18 protein-coding genes are annotated in these 19,385 nt (G+C 66.6%); 12 read left to right on the top strand and 6 right to left on the bottom strand.

The genetic code is table 11. The features are described from left to right. Nucleotides 1-3 precede the first annotated feature (3 nt). Together PKB_RS23835 and PKB_RS23830 are read left to right on the top strand one after the other, a co-directional pair. On the top strand, nt 4-3,180 hold the full coding sequence (locus PKB_RS23835) for an efflux RND transporter permease subunit (RefSeq protein ID WP_043255099.1): 3,177 nt from the start codon (nt 4-6) through the stop codon (nt 3,178-3,180). 200 nt (nt 3,181-3,380) lie between these two features. Continuing rightward, nucleotides 3,381-4,556 carry a multidrug effflux MFS transporter gene (locus PKB_RS23830; protein WP_043255098.1) on the top strand — a complete coding sequence of 392 codons (1,176 nt, stop codon included), beginning with the start codon at nt 3,381-3,383 and terminating at the stop codon, nt 4,554-4,556. An 8-nt stretch (nt 4,557-4,564) separates the two neighbouring features. Here the strand turns inward: PKB_RS23830 and PKB_RS29365 are convergent, their stop codons facing one another. Together PKB_RS29365 and PKB_RS23825 are read right to left on the bottom strand one after the other, a co-directional pair. Continuing rightward, nucleotides 4,565-4,744 (bottom strand): hypothetical protein, encoded by a 180-nt coding sequence (locus PKB_RS29365; protein ID WP_084166716.1) that lies wholly within the window; start codon nt 4,742-4,744, stop codon nt 4,565-4,567. A gap of 93 nt (nt 4,745-4,837) precedes the next feature. Further along, on the bottom strand, nt 4,838-5,731 hold the full coding sequence (locus tag PKB_RS23825; protein ID WP_043255096.1) for an AraC family transcriptional regulator: 894 nt from the start codon (nt 5,729-5,731) through the stop codon (nt 4,838-4,840). A gap of 273 nt (nt 5,732-6,004) precedes the next feature. On the opposite strand from PKB_RS23825, the gene PKB_RS23820 reads away from it, so the two are divergent. Both PKB_RS23820 and PKB_RS23815 read left to right on the top strand, forming a co-directional pair. Beyond that, nucleotides 6,005-7,900 (top strand): propionyl-CoA synthetase, encoded by a 1,896-nt coding sequence (locus PKB_RS23820; RefSeq protein ID WP_043257705.1) that lies wholly within the window; start codon nt 6,005-6,007, stop codon nt 7,898-7,900. Between the two features lie 128 nt (nt 7,901-8,028). Next, nucleotides 8,029-8,463: a response regulator gene (locus PKB_RS23815; protein WP_043255094.1), complete on the top strand. Its 435-nt coding sequence runs from the start codon at nt 8,029-8,031 to the stop codon at nt 8,461-8,463. 131 nt (nt 8,464-8,594) lie between these two features. Here PKB_RS23815 and ypfJ read toward each other — a convergent pair whose 3' ends face one another. Continuing rightward, a complete protein-coding gene (gene ypfJ, locus PKB_RS23810) occupies nt 8,595-9,488 on the bottom strand; it encodes a KPN_02809 family neutral zinc metallopeptidase (RefSeq protein ID WP_043255093.1) in 894 nt (297 codons plus the stop codon). Between the two features lie 67 nt (nt 9,489-9,555). Next, on the bottom strand, nt 9,556-10,416 hold the full coding sequence (locus PKB_RS23805) for a PhzF family phenazine biosynthesis protein (protein ID WP_043255091.1): 861 nt from the start codon (nt 10,414-10,416) through the stop codon (nt 9,556-9,558). Nucleotides 10,417-10,561: 145 nt separating this feature from the next. Between PKB_RS23805 and alaC the strand changes: the two genes are divergently transcribed. Continuing rightward, a complete protein-coding gene (gene alaC, locus PKB_RS23800; protein ID WP_043255089.1) occupies nt 10,562-11,791 on the top strand; it encodes an alanine transaminase in 1,230 nt (409 codons plus the stop codon). A gap of 98 nt (nt 11,792-11,889) precedes the next feature. Here alaC and PKB_RS23795 read toward each other — a convergent pair whose 3' ends face one another. Then, the gene (locus PKB_RS23795; protein ID WP_043255088.1) at nt 11,890-12,324 is read right to left on the bottom strand and encodes a DUF411 domain-containing protein; all 435 of its coding nucleotides are present in this window, start codon (nt 12,322-12,324) and stop codon (nt 11,890-11,892) included. Nucleotides 12,325-12,495: 171 nt separating this feature from the next. On the opposite strand from PKB_RS23795, the gene PKB_RS23790 reads away from it, so the two are divergent. From PKB_RS23790 to PKB_RS23780, 3 genes are all read left to right on the top strand, one after another. After that, nucleotides 12,496-12,963 (top strand): DUF4345 family protein, encoded by a 468-nt coding sequence (locus PKB_RS23790; protein ID WP_043255086.1) that lies wholly within the window; start codon nt 12,496-12,498, stop codon nt 12,961-12,963. Nucleotides 12,964-13,120: 157 nt separating this feature from the next. Beyond that, entirely contained in the window at nt 13,121-13,471 is a 351-nt protein-coding gene (locus PKB_RS23785) for a hypothetical protein (protein ID WP_043255085.1), read from the top strand. Between the two features lie 86 nt (nt 13,472-13,557). After that, nucleotides 13,558-13,860, top strand: coding sequence for a DUF1883 domain-containing protein (locus PKB_RS23780; protein WP_043255083.1), 303 nt, complete (start codon nt 13,558-13,560; stop codon nt 13,858-13,860). Between the two features lie 25 nt (nt 13,861-13,885). On the opposite strand, the gene PKB_RS23775 is transcribed toward PKB_RS23780, so the two are convergent. Then, the gene (locus tag PKB_RS23775) at nt 13,886-14,386 is read right to left on the bottom strand and encodes a DUF4136 domain-containing protein (protein ID WP_043255081.1); all 501 of its coding nucleotides are present in this window, start codon (nt 14,384-14,386) and stop codon (nt 13,886-13,888) included. A gap of 195 nt (nt 14,387-14,581) precedes the next feature. Between PKB_RS23775 and PKB_RS23770 the strand changes: the two genes are divergently transcribed. From PKB_RS23770 to PKB_RS23755, 4 genes are read left to right on the top strand one after another with little or no spacing between them, the layout of a single operon-like run. Then, a complete protein-coding gene (locus tag PKB_RS23770; protein WP_043255080.1) occupies nt 14,582-14,857 on the top strand; it encodes a YtcA family lipoprotein in 276 nt (91 codons plus the stop codon). 13 nt (nt 14,858-14,870) lie between these two features. Then, the gene (gene mdtN, locus PKB_RS23765) at nt 14,871-15,920 is read left to right on the top strand and encodes a multidrug transporter subunit MdtN (protein ID WP_043255079.1); all 1,050 of its coding nucleotides are present in this window, start codon (nt 14,871-14,873) and stop codon (nt 15,918-15,920) included. Then, nucleotides 15,917-17,935, top strand: a complete 2,019-nt coding sequence (locus PKB_RS23760) for an FUSC family protein (protein ID WP_084166714.1) — start codon at nt 15,917-15,919, stop codon at nt 17,933-17,935. Before mdtN ends, PKB_RS23760 begins: the two co-directional genes overlap by 4 nt. Then, a complete protein-coding gene (locus PKB_RS23755; protein WP_043255078.1) occupies nt 17,932-19,383 on the top strand; it encodes an efflux transporter outer membrane subunit in 1,452 nt (483 codons plus the stop codon). Before PKB_RS23760 ends, PKB_RS23755 begins: the two co-directional genes overlap by 4 nt. Nucleotides 19,384-19,385 lie beyond the last annotated feature (2 nt).

Here is a 19,385-nt window from a genome sequence, read left to right as displayed (position 1 = left end):
ATCGTGATCTCGCGCTTCTTCATCGACCGGCCGATCTTCGCCATGGTGATTTCCATCGTCATCCTGCTGGGCGGGATGGCGGCCATTCATGCGCTGCCCGTCGCGCAATACCCGCAGATCCTGCCGCCGCAGGTGTCGGTGACCACCAACTATCCCGGCGCCAGCTCGCAGGTGATCGCGGAAACCGTCGCCGCGCCCCTGGAGCAGGAAATCAACGGCGTCGAAGGGATGATCTACCAGCTGTCCACCTCGGACAGCAGCGGCGCCATGACGCTGACTGTCTACTTCAAGGTCGGCACCAATCCCGACCAGGCCACCATCAACGTCAACAACAAGGTTCAGGCCGCGCTGGCCAAGCTGCCGGAGGAAGTGCGCCGGCAGGGCGTGAAGGTGCAGAAGAAGTCCTCGGACATCTTGCAGATGGTTACCCTGTTCTCGCCGGACAACTCGGTCGACCCGGTGCAGATCAGCAACTACGCGCTGATCAACGTCATTGACGAGCTCAAGCGCCTGCCCGGCGTCGGCGACGTCACCCAGTTCGGCGCCAAGGACTACTCGATGCGCATCTGGCTGCGCCCGGACAAGCTGGCGCAGTACAGCCTGACGCCGAGCGACGTGGTCGACGCCATCCGCGAGCAGAACTCGCAGTTCGCCGCCGGCAACTTCGGCAAGGAGCCGCTGAACAGTCCGCAGGCATTCACCTACACGGTGAGCACGCAGGGGCGCTTCACCGATCCGAAGGAGTTCGAGAACGTCATCCTGCGCACCGACAGCACTGGCGCCAGCCTGCTGCTCAGGGACGTCGCGCGGGTCGAACTGGGTGCCCAGGACTACTCGATGATGACTTCCCTCAATGGCCAGCAGAACGCGGCCTTCGGGGTCTACCTGCAGCCCGGCGCCAATGCCCTGGACACCGCCGAGGCGATAAGGTCCACCATGGAGCGCCTGTCCAAGCGCTTCCCGCCCGGCATCGTCTACAAGATCCCCTACGACACCACGGTGTTCGTGCAGGTCTCCATCGAAGAGGTGATACACACGTTCTTCGAGGCCCTGGTGCTGGTGATGCTGGTGGTCTACATCTTCCTGCAGAACCTGCGCGCTACCCTGATCCCGGTCCTGGCGATCCCGGTGTCGCTGGTCGGCACCTTCGCCGGCATGTACCTGCTGGGCTTCTCCATCAACCTGCTGACCTTGTTCGGCCTGGTGCTGGCGATCGGCATCGTGGTCGACGACGCCATCGTGGTGCTGGAAAACGTCGAGCGGGTGATGCGCACCGAAAAACTCGCGCCGCGGGAGGCGGCGATCAAGGCCATGGAAGAGGTGACCGGGCCGATCATCGCCATCGTCCTGGTGCTCTGCGCGGTGTTCATCCCGGTTGGTTTCCTCGGCGGTCTCGCCGGGCAGATGTACCAGCAGTTCGCGATCACCATCGCGGTGTCCGTGGTGATCTCGGGGATTGTCGCGCTGACGCTCTCGCCGGCGCTCTGCGCGCTGCTCCTCAAGTCCGAGCACAAGGAGCCGGCGGCACCGTTCCGCTGGTTCAACCGCATGTTCGACAAGGCCACCGAAGGGTATGGCGCGGGTGTGCAGTTCTTCCTCAAGCGCGTTTCCATCGGCCTGCTGCTGGTCGGCGGGATGATTGCGCTGATGGTGGTGCTGTTTGGCCGCGTGCCCGGCTCGCTGGTGCCCGACGAAGACCAGGGCTACGTGATCAACGCCTACATCCTGCCGCCAGCTGCCTCGCTCAAACGCTCCGAGGAGCTGACCAGCGCGGTGACCGAGCAGTTGCTCAAGCACCCGGCGGTCAAGGACGTGGTGACCTTCGCCGGCCTGAATATCCTGACCAACACCAACGTCACCAGCGCCGGTGTGTCCTTCATCACCCTCAAGGACTGGAAGGAGCGCAAGGACCCGTCGCTGGACGCGCGTAACCTGACGCGCACCTTCATGGGCATGGGCATGAAGCAGCAGGACGGCGTGACCCTGACCTTCAACCCGCCGCCGATCACCGGCATGTCCACCACCGGTGGCTTCGAGGCCTATATCCAGGACCGCAGTGGCGGCACTCCCGAGCAGCTGCAGGCGATGGTGCAGAAGTTCATGGCCGCCGCCGCCAAGCGTCCCGAGCTGGCGGGCGTGACCACCACGTTCAACGCCAACGTGCCGCAGTACTTCATCGACCTGGACCGGACCAAGGCGCGCGCCCTCGGGGTAGCGATCGACGACGTGTTCACGGCCATGCAGGCGACTTTCGGCGCCTACTACGTCAACGACTTCAGCCTGTACGGGCGGACCTGGAAGGTGAACCTGCAGTCCGAGTCGGACTTCCGCCGCAAGCCCGAGGATCTCAAGCAGGTCTACGTGCGCGCGTCCACCGGTGACCTGGTACCGCTCTCGGCGCTGGTGCAAGTGCGGCGCATCCTCGGTCCGGATACCTTCTCGCGCTTCAACGTGTTCCCCGCGGCCAAGCTCCTCGGCGGCCCGGCGCCGGGCTACAGCTCCGGCCAGGCGCTGGCGGCGATGCAGCAGGTGGCTGACCAGACCCTCGGCCAGGACTACATGCTGACCTGGATCGGTTCGGCCTATCAGGAACTCGAAGCCCAGGGCTCGGGCGGGCAGGCGTTCATCTTCGGCCTGATCCTGGTATTCCTCATCCTCGCCGCACAGTACGAACGCTGGTCGCTGCCGCTGGCGGTGGTCACCGCCGTGCCCTTCGCGGTGTTCGGCGCCATCCTCGCCATCTGGCTGCGCGGCATCGACAACGACGTGTACTTCCAGGTCGGCCTGGTGACCCTGATTGGCCTCGCGGCGAAGAACGCCATCCTGATCATCGAGTTCGCCGTGCTCTGTCGCGAGGAGCAGGGCATGGGGCCGATGCAGGCGGCGCTGGAGGCGGCCAAGCTGCGCTTCCGCCCGATCGTCATGACCTCACTGGCCTTCATCCTCGGTTGCGTGCCGTTGGCGATCAGCAGCGGCGCCGGTTCCGCCAGCCGTCACTCGATCGGTACCGGGGTGATCGGCGGGATGCTAGCCGCAACCCTGCTGGCGACCTTCCTGATCCCGATGTTCTACATGCTGGTGGAGTCGTTCTCCGACCGTCTCGGCAAGCGCAAGGAGAAGGTCAGTCCCCAACCCGCGCCCGAAGCGCACCCCGCGCACGGCGAAGGTCCCGCGGCCTGAGTGCCGGCCAGGGTGCGAGCCGCGCTCGCACCCTGGCCATCCGGTTATCCCCATGGCGGAAATCTGTGTACGCCGGCCTGCCCGCTGAGCGCCAAATTGCTATGCTTGGCGGCGTTTCGTTAGCCAGCTTTCTTTTCGCCCCGCGACTTGCCCGTAGCCTCGGCCGGACACCGCGGCGGCGGTCCCCGAACCGGTGAGCCATGACCTTCCCGATCCTGCTGATCCTCGGCGCGCTGAGCGCCTTCGGCCCCATGGCCATCGACTTCTATCTGCCGAGTTTTCCTGCTCTGGCCCACGCCTTCGGCACCGACGTCGAGCACGTGCAGTTGAGCCTGTCGGCCTATTTCGCCGGCCTTGCCATCGGCCAACTGCTGTACGGTCCGCTGGCCGACCGTTATGGCCGGCGCAAGCCGCTGCTGCTGGGCGTGAGCATCTTCACCCTGGCGTCGCTGGCCTGTGCCGTCGCACCGAGCCTCGAATGGCTGATCGGCGCGCGCTTCGTCCAGGCCCTGGGTGGCTGCGCCGGCATGGTGATCTCCCGCGCGGTGGTGCGCGACCTGTGCGATCCGATCGCCGCGGCGAAGGCGTTCTCGCAGCTGATGCTGGTCATGGGGCTGGCGCCGATCCTCGCGCCCTTGGCCGGCGGCGCGCTGCTCGGCACCTTTGGCTGGCAGTCGATCTTCTACTGCCTGACTGGCTTCAGCGCGCTCGCCGGGCTGGCCATCGGCCTGCGCCTGCCAGAGACCATCCCGGCCGGCCCGCGACCGCCACTGGGCGGAGCCCTGGGCGAGTACCGCCGGCTGTTCGGCGATCGCGCCTTCCTGACCTATGCGCTGACCGGCGGGGGTGCCATCGCCGGGGTGTTCTCCTACATCGCCGGCTCGCCATTCGTGTTCATCCAGCTCTACGGCGTGGCGCCCGAGCACTATGGCTGGGTATTCGGCAGCAACGCCGCGGGCTTCATCCTGATGGCGCAGGTGAACGCCTACCTGCTGCGTTTTCGCGGGCCGGGGTTCTGGCTGCGGCGTGCGGTCTGGGTGTACTTCGGTTGCGGGCTGATCCTGCTGGCGGTGACGCTGTTCCGTCCCGAGCACCTTTGGCCGCTGCTGGTGCCACTGTTCGGCTGTATCGCCAGCCTGGGATTCCTGATGCCCAACTCCTCGGCATGCGCCATGGCGGGGCAGGGAAGTCACGCCGGCAGCGCATCGGCGCTGATGGGCAGCCTGCAGTTCAGCGTGGCGGCCGGCGCCTCGGCGCTGGTCGGCGCGCTGCACGACGGCAGCGCCCTGCCCATGGCAGTGGTGATCTGTCTGTGCGGGGGATGCGCGGCGCTGCTTGGCTGGTCGAGCGGCCAGATCAGCGAGCGCAGCGTCTGAGCGGAGGCTCAGCTGGCCAACGGCGGTATCTGTCTGGGTAGGACGTGGGGCGCTTGCAGGCGGGTTTCCAGGGTGCTGACGAAGAGCCTGGCTTCCTGTTCATTGCGGAAGTCCACGGCCAGTTGATCCAGACACACCTGCCAGCACTTGCCCTTGCTGCTGGAGGACGGGCGAACGAGGATTTTCATGCTGTGACACCCCGGGGTAAGGGAGGGGAGTCGAGAGTTTAGTCCCGCACCGATGCCGCGCCGGGGGCTGGCGACGACCGGCAGCGAACCCCCTCAGGCGCCCCCGCGCCCCTCGCCCAGACGCGCGCGATAGGCACTGGGCGACAGGCCCATGACCTTGCTGAAAAGCCTTGAAAAGTAATAGCTGTCGTCATACCCAAGGGCTTCGCTGACCTGGGCGACGCTGTGCCCGCTGCTGTCCAGCAACTGGCAGGCGTACTCGATCTTCAGGTGCAGGAAGTGCTGCACCGGCGTGCGTCCGGTCAGCACCCGGTAGCGATTGACGAAGTGGAACTTCGACAAGTTGCAGAAGGCCGCCAGCTGCGCCAGTTCCAGGCGTCGGTGCAGGTTCTCGCGCATGTACGCGTGCAGACCGTCGAGGTCCAGTCCGCCCTCGCGTAGCGGGCGCAACAACGGTAGCTGGCAGAGCAGCGCGCGTAGCCGGCTGGCGGCCAGCAGGTAGGGCTGGAAGCGGTAGCCGCTGTGACCGGCCTCGAGCAGTTGGGTGAAACCGCCCAGCAGCGCGTGCTGCACGCCCCAATGGCGCAGCGGCGAGGCGTCGTAGCCGGCAGCCTGGCGCAGCCAGTGTGCGCCGTCGCCGCGCAGGTGGACCCAGGAGATGCTCCAGGGTTGTTCATGGTCGGCGCGGTATTCGTGCGCCATGCCCGGCGGCAGCCAGATCAGGTCGCCGCTGCCGACGCGCAGCGCCTGCGGGCCTTCCGTGGTGTCGGCGAGAAGATGGCCAACACCCTCGCTGCAATAGATCAGCAGGTGGTCGTCGTGGCGGTCGCGGCTCATCTGGTGGTCGCGGGCACGCCGGTAGTGGCCCAGCGAGGTGGGGTAGAGGTCGCGGCTCAGCGGATGCGCGGCGAGCTTGGCGAGCAGCACGGGCGGCAGCAGCAGGCGCAGGCTGTCCGGCGGCAGCGGCCAGTCGGAGGTTCTCGACATCTGGATAGGCGGCTCAGCAATTTAATCCATCAAGAACACAACTTAGTCGATCTGGAAGGCTTTGTGCGGGTGCTAGCTTAGGTCCGAGTTGGCAGCCTTGCTTGGCTGTCAGCAATTAAAGCCGGTTGTCCATTTCGAGAACCGGCCAATGCCGAGGGGCGCAGTCTCGCAGGAAGGCTCCGCCGGCGTTCGACAAAAGGCTGATGGCGGCCCCCCGAGGCCTGTCCATACTCGTTACTCGACCTCGATAACAACAATTCAGAGGGCTCGATGATGAACTACCGGCAATCCTACGACCGCTCCCTGGCGGATCCTGTCTCCTTCTGGGCCGAGCAGGCCGAGGCCGTGGCCTGGTACCAGCGCCCGCGCAATATCCTCGAACACCTGGCCGACGGCAGCCATCGCTGGTTCGCCGACGGCCGCCTGAACAGCAGCTACCTCGCTCTCGACCAGCAGATCGCCCTCGGCCGCGGCGAGCAGGCTGCGCTGATCTATGACTCGCCGGTGACCGGCGTGCAGCAACGCTTCAGCTACCGCGAACTGCGCGACGAGGTGGCGCGCCTGGCGGGTGCCCTGCGCGCGCTCGGCGTGGGCAAGGGCGACGGGGTGATCATCTACATGCCTATGGTGCCGCAGGCGGCGATGGCCATGCTGGCCTGTGCGCGCCTTGGGGCAGTGCACTCGGTGGTGTTCGGCGGCTTCGCGCCCTACGAGCTGGCGCTGCGCATCGACGACGCCAAGCCCAAGCTGATCGTCACCGCGTCCTGCGGCCTGGAGTTCGAGCGCGTCATCGAATACAAGCCGCTGGTGGACAAGGCACTGGAGCTGGCGCTGCACCAACCGGCGCAAGTGATGGTCTGGCAGCGTCCGCAGGCGATGGCCGAGTTGCACGCCGGGCGTGACCTCGACTGGCGCGAGACGGTGGCCCATGCCGAGCCTGCCGACCCGGTGGAGCTTGCGAGCGGCGACCCTCTGTACATCATGTACACCTCCGGCACCACCGGAAAACCCAAGGGCATCGTGCGCGACAACGGCGGCCATGCGGTGGCCATGCAGTACGCGCTGCCGAACATCTTCGGCATGCAACCGGGGGACGTCTGGTGGGGCATCTCCGACGTCGGCTGGGTGGTCGGCCATTCTCTGATCGTCTACGGCCCGCTGATGAATGGCTGCACCACGGTCTTCTACGAAGGCAAGCCGGTGCGCACCCCGGATGCCGGCGCCTACTGGCGGGTGATCCAGGAGCACAAGGTCAACGCGCTGTTCTGCGCGCCCACGGCAATCCGCGCGATCCGCAAGGAAGACCCGCACGGCGAGCTGCTCAAGCATTACGACCTAAGTTCGCTGCGTCGCCTGTTCCTCGCCGGCGAGAAGCTCGACAGCAGCACCCAGCACTGGCTGGAAGAACTCACCGGCAAACCGGTGCACGACCACTGGTGGCAGACCGAGACCGGCTGGCCGGTGACCGCGCCCTGCACCGGCCTGGGGAGCGCGGATCAGCGTCCCGGCTCGAGCAGCCTGCCGGTGCCTGGCTACAACGTCCAGGTGGTGGACGAGGAAGGCCATCTGCTGGGGCCGAACCAGACCGGCTCGATCGTCATCGGCCTGCCGCTGCCGCCCGGTTGCGCGCAGACGCTGTGGGGCGACCACCCGCGCTATTTGAATGCCTACCTGCGGACTTATCCCGGCTACTACCACACCGGCGACGGCGGCTACGTCGACGAGGACGGCTTCGTCTACATCATGGGCCGTACCGACGACGTGATTAACGTCGCCGGGCACCGCCTTTCCACTGGCGAGATGGAGGAGTTGCTGGCGCTGCACGGCGCGGTGGCCGAGTGCGCGGTGATCGCCGTGCAGGACCCGATCAAGGGCCACGTACCGTTGGGCCTGGTGGTGCTCAAGGACGATGCGCGGCTCGGCGAGGAACAGGTGCAGCGCGAACTGGTGGCGCTGGTTCGCGAGCGTATCGGCGCGCTGGCCTGCTTCCAGCGCGTGGTGGTGGTCAAGCGGCTGCCGAAGACGCGCTCGGGCAAGATCCTGCGCGCTGTTTTGCGCAAGATCGCCGACGCTGAGGAATATGCACCACCCTCGACCATCGACGATCCGGCGATACTCGGTGAAATCGCCGAGCGCCTGGGCGCCGCCGGTTTCGCCCGCGCCTGCTGAACCCCCGGCGCCGGCTGGATGCCGGCGTATTCCCAGGGCCGCTTTGCGGCCCTTCTTTTTGGCGGCTTGCGGTTTCGGGGTGGCCGCTATAATGGATGGCAAATGGCCTTCACGGATTCCCGCAGCCCATGTCGCAGAACAACTTCCTCAGCGAAGAGGAACTCGAGGCGCTCAGGGAAATTACCGAGACGCCGGTGCGTCGCCCGGTCATCCTGCTGGTCGACGACGATGAAGACGTGCTCGCGGAAATGCGCGAGCTGATCGAGACCGCCGAGATCGACTGCCTCACGGCCAGCAGCGCCGCCGAAGCGTTGCGGCGCATCACCCGCGACGAGTCGTCGATCGACCTGCTGGTGACCGACCTCAACATGGAAGGGGAGGGTTCCGGGCTGGACCTGGTCCGCGAGCTCAACCTCATCGGCACCTTCCTGCCGATCATCGTGCTGTCCGGCCAGGCGGCCACCCGCGACGTGATCGAAGCCATGCGCCTCAACGTGCTCGACTTCATGCTCAAGCCGGTCGAGCCGGCCTACTTCCTGCGCGTTCTCAGCCGAAGTCTGTGACCCCCGCGATTGTTTCTCCCCGTAGGAGCGGACCTTGTCCGCGAATCGCGCGCATGGTGCGCTCCTGCGTTCGATGAAGATCGCGGATGAGATCCGCTCCTACCGACCAGCGCCGGACGGATCAGCTCGCGCTACAGTGCCTGCGCCTTGAAGGTGTCGCACTTGCCCGGCGATCCGCCGTCGAAGCCGAGCTTGAACCAGCGCATGCGCTGCGCCGAGGTGCCGTGGGTGAAGGAGTCGGGTACCACGCTGCCGCGCGACTGGCTCTGCAGGCGGTCGTCGCCGATGGCGTTGGCGGCGTTCAGGGCGCTTTCCATATCGCCCGGTTCCAGCCAGTTCAGGCGTTGCTGGGCGTGGTTGGCCCAGACCCCGGCGAAGCAGTCGGCCTGCAGCTCCTGGCGCACCGAGAGACCGTCCGCCCCCTCCATGCGCGCACCGCGCTGGCGCGCCGCCTGGATCTTGGCCGAGATGCCCAGCAGGTTCTGCACATGGTGGCCGACTTCGTGGGCGATCACGTAGGCGCGGGCGAAGTCGCCGGAGGCGTGGAAGCGCTGCTCCATCTCGCGGAAGAAGTCGAGGTCGAGGTAGACGCGGTGATCGCCCGGGCAATAGAAGGGGCCGACCGCCGAGGAGGCGAAGCCGCAAGCCGAGTTCACCCCGCCGTTGAACAGGATCAGCTTGGGCTGCTCGTACTGCATGTTGCTGTGGGCGAAGATCTGCCCCCAGGTGTCCTCGGTGTCGCCGAGGATAGCGCGGACGAAGTCCACCTGCGGGTCGTTGGGGTTCGCCGTATGACCCTGCGTTGGTCGCGTGGCCGGGGCCTGGGTCGCACCCATCTGGCCGAGCAGGTTGCCGAGGATCTGCATCGGGTCCTGGCCCATCAGCAGGCCGACCACCACCACGATGGCCACCCCGCCCAGGCTCAGGCCGCGGCCGCCGATGCGCGGACCGCCGCCACCCATGCCGCCGCCGTCGCTGCCGGCGTCCTCCACGTTGTCGCTGCGTCGTCCCTTGCCCCATTGCATGGCGTCTTCTCCTGCGAACTCGTCGAATCAGTGTCGTCGGCGCAGTGGCGCCTCGCCAGGCCGGCCGTCAGCCGAGCGTGCAGAGAAGTTCTGCATGCGCCAGCAACTGCACCTTGCCGCCGACCTGCACCTGGCCGTCGAGGCCGACCTTGACCTCCAGCCGGCTGGGGCGGCCGAGGAAGCGGCCCTGGGCCAGCGCGAAGGCCTCGCCGCGGCGCGCCTTGCCCAGTTCCACCAGGTAAGCCGCGACGGGGCCGGCGGCGCTGCCGGTGGCGATGTCCTCGACCAGCCCGGCGCTGTCCCAGGTGCGGCCTTCACGGTTATCCACATCGACCAGGAAGACGAAGGCCGCTCCGATGCCGGCCAGCCCGGCGGAGAGGTCGGCGCGCTGGCGGATGCGCCCGAGGGCTTCCCCGCGCACCGGCAGCAGCAGGTAGGGCAGGCCGGTGCTGACCACTTGCGCCGGGTAATCGGCGAGATCGCTGACCTGCAGCGAGAAGGCCTCGGCGAACCAGCGCCGGCCGTTCTCGTCGAGGGTGGCGCCGAACTGCGCCTGGCCCTGGTTCATCTGAGCGACGAAGCCATGGCCGTGGCGGCGGGTATCGAGTTCGACCTGCTTGGCCGGCAACTGGATGGTCCAGTGCTCCTGCTCGCCGCGCTGGTGGATGTGGTGCAGCAGCGCCGCGGCGCCGAGCAGCGGATGACCGGCGAAGGGCAGTTCCTCCTCCATGGTGAAGATGCGCGCGGCGTAGGTGTCTAGCTGCGCGGTGGGGTAGAGGAAGATCGTCTCGAACTGGCGCAGCTCCTGGGTCAGGGCTTGCAGCGTGGTGTCGGACAAACCGCGGGCGTCGGCGAACACCGCCAGGCCGTTGCCGCTGAGCGGGCGATCGGCGAAGACGTCCAGTTGCCAGTAATGCAGAGGTGACATGGATTCGAAGCCTGAAAGGAAAACTCGACAGCGAGCCTAGCGGCGGATATGTTCGCCGACAAGAAAGGCCCCGCGCCTTTCCAGGCCACCGCAGTGGCCGACGTCGCTCGGACGGTTCCGGGCGCTTACGTTCACCGAGGAAATCATGACTGAACCCCGTTCAGCTCGCCGCTTTGCGCGCATCGACCGTCTCCCGCCCTACGTCTTCAACATCACCGCCGAACTGAAGATGGCCGCGCGCCGCCGTGGCGAGGACATCATCGACCTGTCGATGGGCAACCCCGATGGCCCGACCCCGCCGCACATCGTCGAGAAGCTGGTGCAGGTCGCCCAGCGCGAAGACACCCACGGCTACTCCACCTCGCGCGGCATCCCGCGCCTGCGCCGCGCCATCTCGCACTGGTACAAGGACCGCTACGCCGTGGACATCGACCCGGACAGCGAAGCCATCGTCACCATCGGCTCGAAGGAAGGCCTGGCGCACCTGATGCTGGCGACCCTCGACCACGGCGACAACATCCTGGTGCCCAACCCCAGCTACCCGATCCACATCTACGGCGCGGTGATTGCCGGCGCCCAGGTGCGCTCGGTGCCGCTGGTGCCGGGCATCGACTTCTTCAACGAGCTGGAACGGGCGATCCGCGAGTCCATTCCCAAGCCGAAGATGATGATCCTCGGCTTCCCCTCCAACCCGACCGCGCAGTGCGTCGAGCTGGACTTCTTCGAGCGCGTGGTGGCCCTGGCCAAGCAGTACGACGTGCTGGTGGTGCACGACCTGGCCTACGCCGACATCGTCTTCGACGGTTGGAAGGCACCCTCGATCATGCAGGTGCCGGGCGCCAAGGACATCGCGGTGGAGTTCTTCACCCTGTCCAAGAGCTACAACATGGCCGGCTGGCGGATCGGTTTCATGGTCGGCAATCCCGAGCTGGTCAGCGCCCTGGCGCGGATCAAGAGCTACCACGACTACGGCACCTTCACCCCGCTGCAGGTGGCGGCCATCGCCGCGCTGGAAGGCGACCAGCAGTGCGTGCGCGACATCGCCGAGCAGTACCAGGTGCGCCGCGACGTGCTGGTGAAAGGCCTGCACGAGGCGGGCTGGATGGTCGAGAACCCCAAGGCCTCGATGTACGTCTGGGCGAAGATCCCCGAGCCCTACGCGCACCTGGGCTCGCTGGAGTTCGCCAAGAAGCTGCTGCAGGACGCCAAGGTCTCGGTATCGCCGGGCATCGGCTTCGGCGACTACGGCGACGACCACGTGCGCTTCGCCCTGATCGAGAACCGCGACCGCCTGCGCCAGGCTGTGCGTGGGATCAAGGCGATGTTCCGCGCCGACGGGCTATTGCCCAAGGCCTCAGGCAAAGGCGCCGAGTGAATGAAAAGGGGCGGCCAGTTGGCCGCCCCTTTTCATTCACTGTAGGAGCGGACCTTGTCCGCGATTCGCGCGCATGGCGCGCTCCTACAGAAAAGCCATCAGCGCTGTGGATAATCCGCCAGCACCACGGCCTTGCCGTCCTTGGTCAGCCCCAGCACCTGGTAGGCATCGTGGCGGTCGCCCATCTCCATGCCCGGCGAGCCGATTGGCATGCCCGGCGTTGCTGCGCCGACCAGGTCGCTGCGCTCGCGCAGCTTGAGCACGTCGGAAGCCGGCACATGGCCCTCGACGAACTTGCCGTCGATCACCCCGGTATGGCACGAGCCCATGGAGTGCGGCACGCCAAGGCGTGTCTTGACCGCGGACATGTCGTTTTCCACATGATCATTGACCTGGAAACCATTGGCCTGAAGGTGCTTGATCCAGTCCTTGCAGCAACTGCAGTTGGCGTCGCGGTGGACGTCGATGGTCAGCGGTTCGGCGGCCTGGGCGCTGCCGGCGAGGAGGGCAGCGAGAAGGAGGAAACGGCGCATCGGAATCTCCTGTCAGAATGAAACCGCCGGAGCATACGCCCGAGGTTCCCGGCGCCCGCGGTGGTACTGTTTCAGCATGTGACGACCGGCGCCGAACTCGCCTCGCCGCCGAGGGTCTGTGTCCTTTAGCCACCCTTCATCACACGGGCCTCGGGCCCCGGGAGAATCTGGATGCTCTTCGCCCGTATCGTCCTGCTGGTTCAAGCCCTGGTCTGGTGTGGACTGGGGGTTCTGTACTGGGTCCGCCCGTACGAGATGGCCAACCTCAGCGGCATGCTGCTGATGGAACCGTCCTCGGTTAGCGACGCCCAGGTGTTCTACGGCGGCCACCAGTTCGCCCTGGCGCTGTTCCTGTTCTTCGCCGTTCGCCGCGTGGAGCTGCTGCGCCCTGGGCTGATCCTGGTGGTGCTGATCCAACTCACCCTGACGCTCTCGCGGCTGTTCATCGCCTGGTCCTCCGGCAGTGGCCTGGAGGGCGACGCGACCCTCTACGGCTTGCTCTATCGCGGCGGGATTTCCGTGCTGGCGCTGCTGGCCCTGTACTGGCTGGAGCGTCGCAAGGAGGTGCCGGTGGAGCCCGAGCCGGTCGAGGAGACGCCGCCGCAGAAGATTCGCGAAGCGGACTTCGAAGGGCTCTGAAGCGGGTTCAAATGACTCGTCATGCAGTCCTAATGACTCCGTACGGGCGTAGTCATTAGGACTTCTTGATTATCTAGCTTATTGAAAGATAAAGATTTACCACCTGGCACATTTGCTGAATCGCTCTCGTTACTGTTCAACGCCAACGGAGCGAATCATGAAAGTAGCGAGCCTGTGTGCAATGGGTTTGGTGATGCTGTCCTGCGCGGTAGCGCAGGCCGACCAGGTGGTGGCCGAAAAGGCCGATAACACGGTAGGCGGCGGGTTCGGCGCTGGCAGCGGGGCATTGCTCGGTGGCGCGCTGGGTGGGCCGATTGGCGCACTGGCCGGTGGCGCCGTCGGCTGGTTGACCGGCAGCGGCGTGCAGCAGGCCAGCGGCGCGAGCCAGGCGGCCTATGTCGTTCGCGGCGCAGACGGCAGCGAGCAGACGGTGCGCTCGCCCAATGCGCGTTTCCAGGTTGGCCAGCAGGTCGAGCACGACGGTATTCGCCTGCGCGCGGTGGATTGACGCGCGTTCGGCCGGCGCCGCTGGGGCGGCGTCGGCTTCCGTGCTATCTTTGCGCCTCGTTTTTTCCAGGCATTACGGGCGTCGTCATGAAATTCATCCACCAGCGCGAACATCTCAACGAGGGCGACCTCGTGGTCATCGAGTGCTCGCGCATGTGCAACATCCGTCTGATGAACGACGCCAACTTCCGCGCCTTCAAGAACGGCGGCCGCCACTCCTACCACGGCGGCGCCTTCAACCAGTTCCCCGCGCGCATCCGCGTACCCAGCACCGGCTTCTGGAACGTCACCCTCGACACCGTGAGCCGCCGTCCGATCAGCGTCACGCGCAAGCCGGACTTCAGCTACTCCATCAAGTTCGTCCGCAAGACCCCGTCCAACCACCAGTGACCGGCCTTTCGGCCGCGCCCGCGCCTCAGCGCGCGCCTTGGTGCGCCGGAAAGTCCTTCAGCAGCTTGGCGATGGCGGTATCGAAAGCCGCCTGACTCAGGTTCGGGTCCTGCACCTGGCGGCTCAGCTGCGCCTCGTAGAGTACTTCCTGACTGCGCTCGTCGAGGATGCGCATGACCAGCCGCGCGCGGTCGGAATCGGCGATCTGCGTCTGGTTGATCACGCCAGCCTGGGTCGCGACCGGACGCTGGATGACCTCGGTCTGGCGGTCCAGGCCCAGCGCATAGAGCACCTGCAGATCGCCGCCGTTCGCCTGGTAGCGATAGCCCTTGGCTTCCAGCGCATGGCGCACGGCCGTGTCGAAACGCTCCTCCAGATCCAGGCGATGGCCCTGGGTGCGCACCGCATGGATGTAGAAAGTGCTTTGCGTGCCGTGAGCGTGCGGCGAGACGCTGACCTGCTGCGGGTCGCTGCCGGCGCAGGCGTTTAGCAGCAGGGTAAGCAGCGGTATGAGGAAGCGCTTCATGCTGTCGGCCTTGGTTGTTGTAATTTCCGACAGCCTAGTAAGAGAAATTCTATATTTGGCCCAACCCAGGTTCGGTTTCGCGCACGCCGCTCTTGCCCGGCATCGGCTATAACTCGCTCATCGAACCTGCTGTCGACAGGGTTCACACAGGCGCGGGCCACGCGCCTTGGCCTCGATTCCTGCAGGAGGGCTGGCATGCGCCACGCTGGGGCTGTTGTGAGGGCGACCACCTTGCTGGCGCCGATGTCCGGGTTGTCCGCCTGTTCTAACGCACCATCGCTCCCGGTCCTGGGCGCCTACTTCCCCGACTGGCTGTTTTGCATCAGCGGCGCGGTACTGCTCAGCCTGATCCTGCATGCGCTCCTGGCGCGCCGAGGCCTCGGCGCCTGGCTGGCGCCCGCCGCCCTGACCTATCCCCTGTTGACGGCGTTCCTGGCCCTCGGCGCCTGGTTGCTGTTCTTCCAGTCCTGAGCGGAGCCGCAAGATGAGCGAAACCCCGAAGAAGCTGCCGAGCCGCCTGTTCGTCCTGCTGCTGCTCGTCCTCACCCTGGTGTTGGCGATTTGGGTGATCTGGCGTCTCGACACCGCCCCGCGTACCGACGACGCCTACGTCTACGCCGACACCATCAACGTCACCCCCGAGGTCAGCGGCAGCATCGTCGAGTTGCTGGTGCACGAGAACCAGTCGGTGAAGCAGGGTGACGTGCTGCTGCGCATCGACCCGCGCCCCTATCAGGACGCCCTCGATCAGGCCCGCGCCTCGCTCGAGGCGCTGAACAAGGAAATCATCCTCAGCCAGCGCCAGGTCGACGCCCAGCAGTTCAACTCGCAGGCGGTGCACGCCAGCGTCGAGCGCGCCAAGGCTGCTGCCGCGCAGACCGCCGATACCCTGCGGCGTACGGAGCCGCTACTCAAACAGGGCTATGTCTCCGAGGAGCAGGTGGACCAGGCGCGCACCGCCGCCAAGAGCGCCCAGGCTGAACTGAATGCCGCGCTGTTGCAGGCCAAGCAGGCGGCCGCTGCCGTCAGCGGAGTCGATGCGCTGGTGGCCAAGCGTGCGGTGCTGCAGGCCGAGATTTCCCGCGCCGAATTGAACCTTGAACATTGCGTGGTCAGTGCGCCCTTCGATGGTCGGGTAGTCGGCCTGACCACTTCCGATGGTCAGTTCGCCGCCGCCGGGCACCCGCTGTTCAGCCTGATCGACACGCGACGCTGGTACGTGGTGGCGAATTTCCGCGAGACCGAGCTGGACGGCATCCAGGCCGGCAGCCGCAGCACGCTGTACCTGTTGGGTTACAGCGGGCGGAAGTTCGAGGGCACGGTCGACTCCATCGGCTTCGGCGTCTTTCCCGACGACGGCGGCGCCCAGGTCGGCGGATTGCCGCGCGTAGCGCGGACCATCAACTGGGTGCGGGTGGCGCAGCGCTTCCCCGTGCGCATCCGCGTCGAGAAGCCGGACGAGCAGTTGTTCCGCATCGGCGCCTCGGCTGTGGCGATCATCCACGCCGGCAGCGCGGCGGAAGCGCAAAAATGAACGGGCTGGAGCGCCTGTGGCGCTTCCTCGTCGCCGAGCTCGCGGACTTCCCCGGACGCGGTAACGCGCTGCTGCGCAACCTGGTGGCCTGTACGCTGGTGATCGTCATTTCGGTCAGCCTGGAGGTGCCGTTGCTGGCGCTGTCGCTGATCGCGGTGTTCTTCGTCGGCCAGAGCAACGTGGTGCTGACGCGGATGGTCGGCATCCTGTTCATCGTCAGCACCACGCTGGCCGTCGGCCTCGCGATCCTGCTGCTCAAGTTCACCTACGGCTATCCGCTATTGCGCATCCTCTGTGCCAGCGTGCTGTTCTTCGCCGCCATGTTCTTCCTGCGCGCCACGCGGCTGGGGCCGCTGTTCTTCCTGGTGGCCATCGTCATCATCTACGTGCAGAGCCTGGTTGACCTGATCCAGCAGCCGGAGCTGCTGCTGCGCGCCTGCCTGTGGGTGTGGATGGCGATCATCTATCCGATCCTGGTGACCCTGGTGGTGAACACCCTGCTGCTGCCGCAGGAGCCCCAGGCGCAATTGCGCGCGGCCATGCGCCGGCAGTTGGCGCAGGTCGATGCGCGCCTCGCCGCGCTCGCGGCCGGGCGGCCGGCCGACGCGAACATCACACCCGCGCAGGTACAGCAGGGCACGCTCAGCCTGCACAAGCTGCTCCGGTTCGCCTGCATGCGCGATGCCGACTATCGCGCCGAAGAGCCCCGGCAACTGGCATTGATCACCTGCGTCTCGCGTCTCTATGCCGCCAGCGCCTTGCAGGCGGCGCCAGTCGATGACGGCGAGGCGCTGGAAGTGCTGCGCGAAGATTGCGCAGCACTGAGCGCAAGCCTGGAGGGCGGGGCCCGGTTGGTTTTGCCTGTTCTGCATAGCACGGCAGTGGCGCGTTCACTGGGCGCGCCGGCGCTGGAGGAAATGCGCGATGCGTTGCGTGTGCTCACCCGTGCCGACGAGCCGCCACCGGCGAGCGGCGCGACGGCCAAGGAGCCCTTGCTGGTCAGCGACGCCTTCAGCAATCCCAATTACCTGCTATTCGCGTTCAAGACGTGGTTGGCTTCCATGCTCTGCTATGTCTTCTACAACGCGGTGGACTGGCCGGGCATCCACACGGTGATGCTGACCTGCGTGATCGTCGCCTTGCCCAGCCTGGGCGCTTCGACCCAGAAGGGCCTGCTGCGCATCGGCGGTTGCCTGGTGGGCAGCGCGCTGGCGCTGTTCTGCATCGTCTTCGTCATTCCGCGCATCGACGGCATCGTCGGCCTGCTTGCCATGAGCTTGCCGGTGATCGGCCTGGGAGCCTGGGTGGCGGCTGGGTCCGAGCGCATCAACTACGCCGGGCTGCAGATCATGTTCTGCTTCGCCCTGGCGCTGCTCGAACAGTTCGGGCCGACCACCGACCTCAGCGAAATCCGCGACCGCCTGGTGGGTGTCCTGCTCGGTGTACTGGTCAGCACGCTGGTGCACGGCCTGCTCTGGCCCGAGCGCGAGGGCGAAGCGCTGCTGCGCCGCTTGGCCGAAATCTTCCACCACATCGCTGATTTGTTGCGCCTGCCCCCCGGTACCGATGCCACGCGTGTACACGCGCTGAGCTTGCGTGGCTGGAGCCGCTTGAGCGATTGCGAGGCCATGCTCGCACGGGTCGCCCTGGAGCCTGGTTGGCAGCAGAGCGAGCACGAGGAGCTGACCCTGCTGTGCCAGACCCTGCTGTCCTCGGCAAAGGAAGTCCACTGGCTGAGCGTTCGCCTGCAACGCCACCGGGCGCTGCTCGTGGCGCAGCGCAGCGACTTCTCCGGCGTGGAACAGGAGCATCTGGCCGACTGGCTGGATAGCTACGCTGCACAACTGCGCGACGAGGCGGGCGAGCCGGCGCCGTGGCCGGCCCTGCCGCCAGTCGAGGGCGAGGCCGACGAGCGCGATTGGCGTCTCGACCTGGTCGAGCTGCGGCGCCTTCTGGGCGCGCTGCTGCTGCGTCGCCAGGAAGAGGCGACTGCACTGCAGGAGATCCGTCCATGAGCCGCCGCCTGCTGGGCCTGCTCGGTTTGTGCGCCGCCTTGGCCGGCTGCGCCTTGATGCGCGAGGAGGGCAGCCTGACGCCGCTGCGCGATCCGGCGCAGATCCGCCTGGCCGACGACCTGCGCCTGGCCCGCGACGGCTGGCCCGAGGCGCGCTGGTGGAGCCGCTACCAGGACCCGCAGCTGGACCAACTGATCGAAATGGCCTTCGCCCATGCACCTAGCATCGCCATCGCCCGCAGCCACATCGAGCAGGCGCGCGCACAGGCGGACACGGTGAAGTCGCTGACCGGCGTGCAGGTCGAGTTGACCGCCCTGGTCAACCGCCAGCACGTTTCCGCCAACGGCTTCCTCGGCCCCTTCGCCGAGAACCAACCGGCGCTCGGCCTGACCGGGCCCTGGTATACCCAGGGCATCGTCGGCCTCGGCGGGGCCTACCAGCTCGACCTCTGGGGCCGTCAGCGCGACCAGGTGGATGCAGCGCTGGGCGTGCGCAATGCACGACAGGCCGAGGCAGCGTGGATCGAGCTGGAGGTAGCCAGTGGCGTGGCGCAACTGTATTTCCAGCTGCAGACCGCGCAGCAACTGCTTGCCGAGTTGCAGCAGATGTCGTCCATCGCCGGCGAGGCGGTAGCTGCCCATCAGGCTCGCGTTGACCGTGGTCTGGAAGCCGAACCGCTGAAGCAGCTGGCACAGAGCAACAAGGCGTTGATCGACCGCCAGGTCGTCGCCCTGCAGAGCCAGGCGCAGCAGTTGCGCGAGGCGATGCGCGCGCTGATCGGTGTCGGTGCCGAAGTCAGTTTGCCGCTCTCGCCGCGACCGCTGCCCGAACGCACCTATGGCGTTCCGCAAACCCTTGGCTACGAGTTGCTGGCGCGCCGCGCGGACCTGCAGGCCATGCGCTGGCTGGTGCAGGCGTCCTACTCGAATATCGATGCGGCCAAGGCGGCCTTCTATCCGAGCTTCGACATCAAGGCGTTCTTCGGCGCCGACGCTCTGCACATGGGCGATCTGTGGGACCACGACAGCCGGCAGATGAATCTCATCCCCGGAATGAGCCTGCCGATCTTCGACGGCGGCCGTCTCAACGCCGAGCTGGCCAACGCGCGCAGCCTGAGCAACGGCCTGGTCGAACAGTACAACCAGGCGGTGCTCGATGCGGTGCGCGACGTCGCCGTGGCCGGTAGCCGGCTGCAAGGGCTGAAGTCGGAAGAGCGGCTGCAGCAGCAGCGCATCGACAACCTGCGCTTCAACCGCGACAGCGCCGAGGCGCATTACCGCCGTGGCCTGCTCGACCGGGTGAGCGCGCTGGAAGCGAACCTGCCGCTGCTGGCGGAGCAGAGCGGCCTGGCCCTGCTGCAGGGCCAGCGGTTGGCGGGCGAGGTGGCGCTGATCAAGGCGCTGGGCGGCGGCTATCGCAGCAGCGAGGACGCCACCGCCAGTCGTTGAGG

Origin of the sequence: Pseudomonas knackmussii B13, from assembly GCF_000689415.1 — a bacterium.
GTDB classification, from domain to species: Bacteria; Pseudomonadota; Gammaproteobacteria; order Pseudomonadales; family Pseudomonadaceae; genus Pseudomonas; species Pseudomonas knackmussii.
This window is presented reverse-complemented; position numbering and strand designations above follow the sequence as displayed.

Coding starts and splice junctions, on each gene's coding strand:
- PKB_RS23830 (WP_043255098.1), top strand. CDS start 3,381: ATGACCTTCCCGATCCTGCTGATCCTCGGCGCGCTGAGCGCCTTCGGC.
- PKB_RS29365 (WP_084166716.1), bottom strand. CDS start 4,744: ATGAAAATCCTCGTTCGCCCGTCCTCCAGCAGCAAGGGCAAGTGCTGG.
- PKB_RS23825 (WP_043255096.1), bottom strand. CDS start 5,731: ATGTCGAGAACCTCCGACTGGCCGCTGCCGCCGGACAGCCTGCGCCTG.
- PKB_RS23820 (WP_043257705.1), top strand. CDS start 6,005: ATGAACTACCGGCAATCCTACGACCGCTCCCTGGCGGATCCTGTCTCC.
- PKB_RS23815 (WP_043255094.1), top strand. CDS start 8,029: ATGTCGCAGAACAACTTCCTCAGCGAAGAGGAACTCGAGGCGCTCAGG.
- ypfJ (WP_043255093.1), bottom strand. CDS start 9,488: ATGCAATGGGGCAAGGGACGACGCAGCGACAACGTGGAGGACGCCGGC.
- PKB_RS23805 (WP_043255091.1), bottom strand. CDS start 10,416: ATGTCACCTCTGCATTACTGGCAACTGGACGTCTTCGCCGATCGCCCG.
- alaC (WP_043255089.1), top strand. CDS start 10,562: ATGACTGAACCCCGTTCAGCTCGCCGCTTTGCGCGCATCGACCGTCTC.
- PKB_RS23795 (WP_043255088.1), bottom strand. CDS start 12,324: ATGCGCCGTTTCCTCCTTCTCGCTGCCCTCCTCGCCGGCAGCGCCCAG.
- PKB_RS23790 (WP_043255086.1), top strand. CDS start 12,496: ATGCTCTTCGCCCGTATCGTCCTGCTGGTTCAAGCCCTGGTCTGGTGT.
- PKB_RS23785 (WP_043255085.1), top strand. CDS start 13,121: ATGAAAGTAGCGAGCCTGTGTGCAATGGGTTTGGTGATGCTGTCCTGC.
- PKB_RS23780 (WP_043255083.1), top strand. CDS start 13,558: ATGAAATTCATCCACCAGCGCGAACATCTCAACGAGGGCGACCTCGTG.
- PKB_RS23775 (WP_043255081.1), bottom strand. CDS start 14,386: ATGAAGCGCTTCCTCATACCGCTGCTTACCCTGCTGCTAAACGCCTGC.
- PKB_RS23770 (WP_043255080.1), top strand. CDS start 14,582: ATGCGCCACGCTGGGGCTGTTGTGAGGGCGACCACCTTGCTGGCGCCG.
- mdtN (WP_043255079.1), top strand. CDS start 14,871: ATGAGCGAAACCCCGAAGAAGCTGCCGAGCCGCCTGTTCGTCCTGCTG.
- PKB_RS23760 (WP_084166714.1), top strand. CDS start 15,917: ATGAACGGGCTGGAGCGCCTGTGGCGCTTCCTCGTCGCCGAGCTCGCG.
- PKB_RS23755 (WP_043255078.1), top strand. CDS start 17,932: ATGAGCCGCCGCCTGCTGGGCCTGCTCGGTTTGTGCGCCGCCTTGGCC.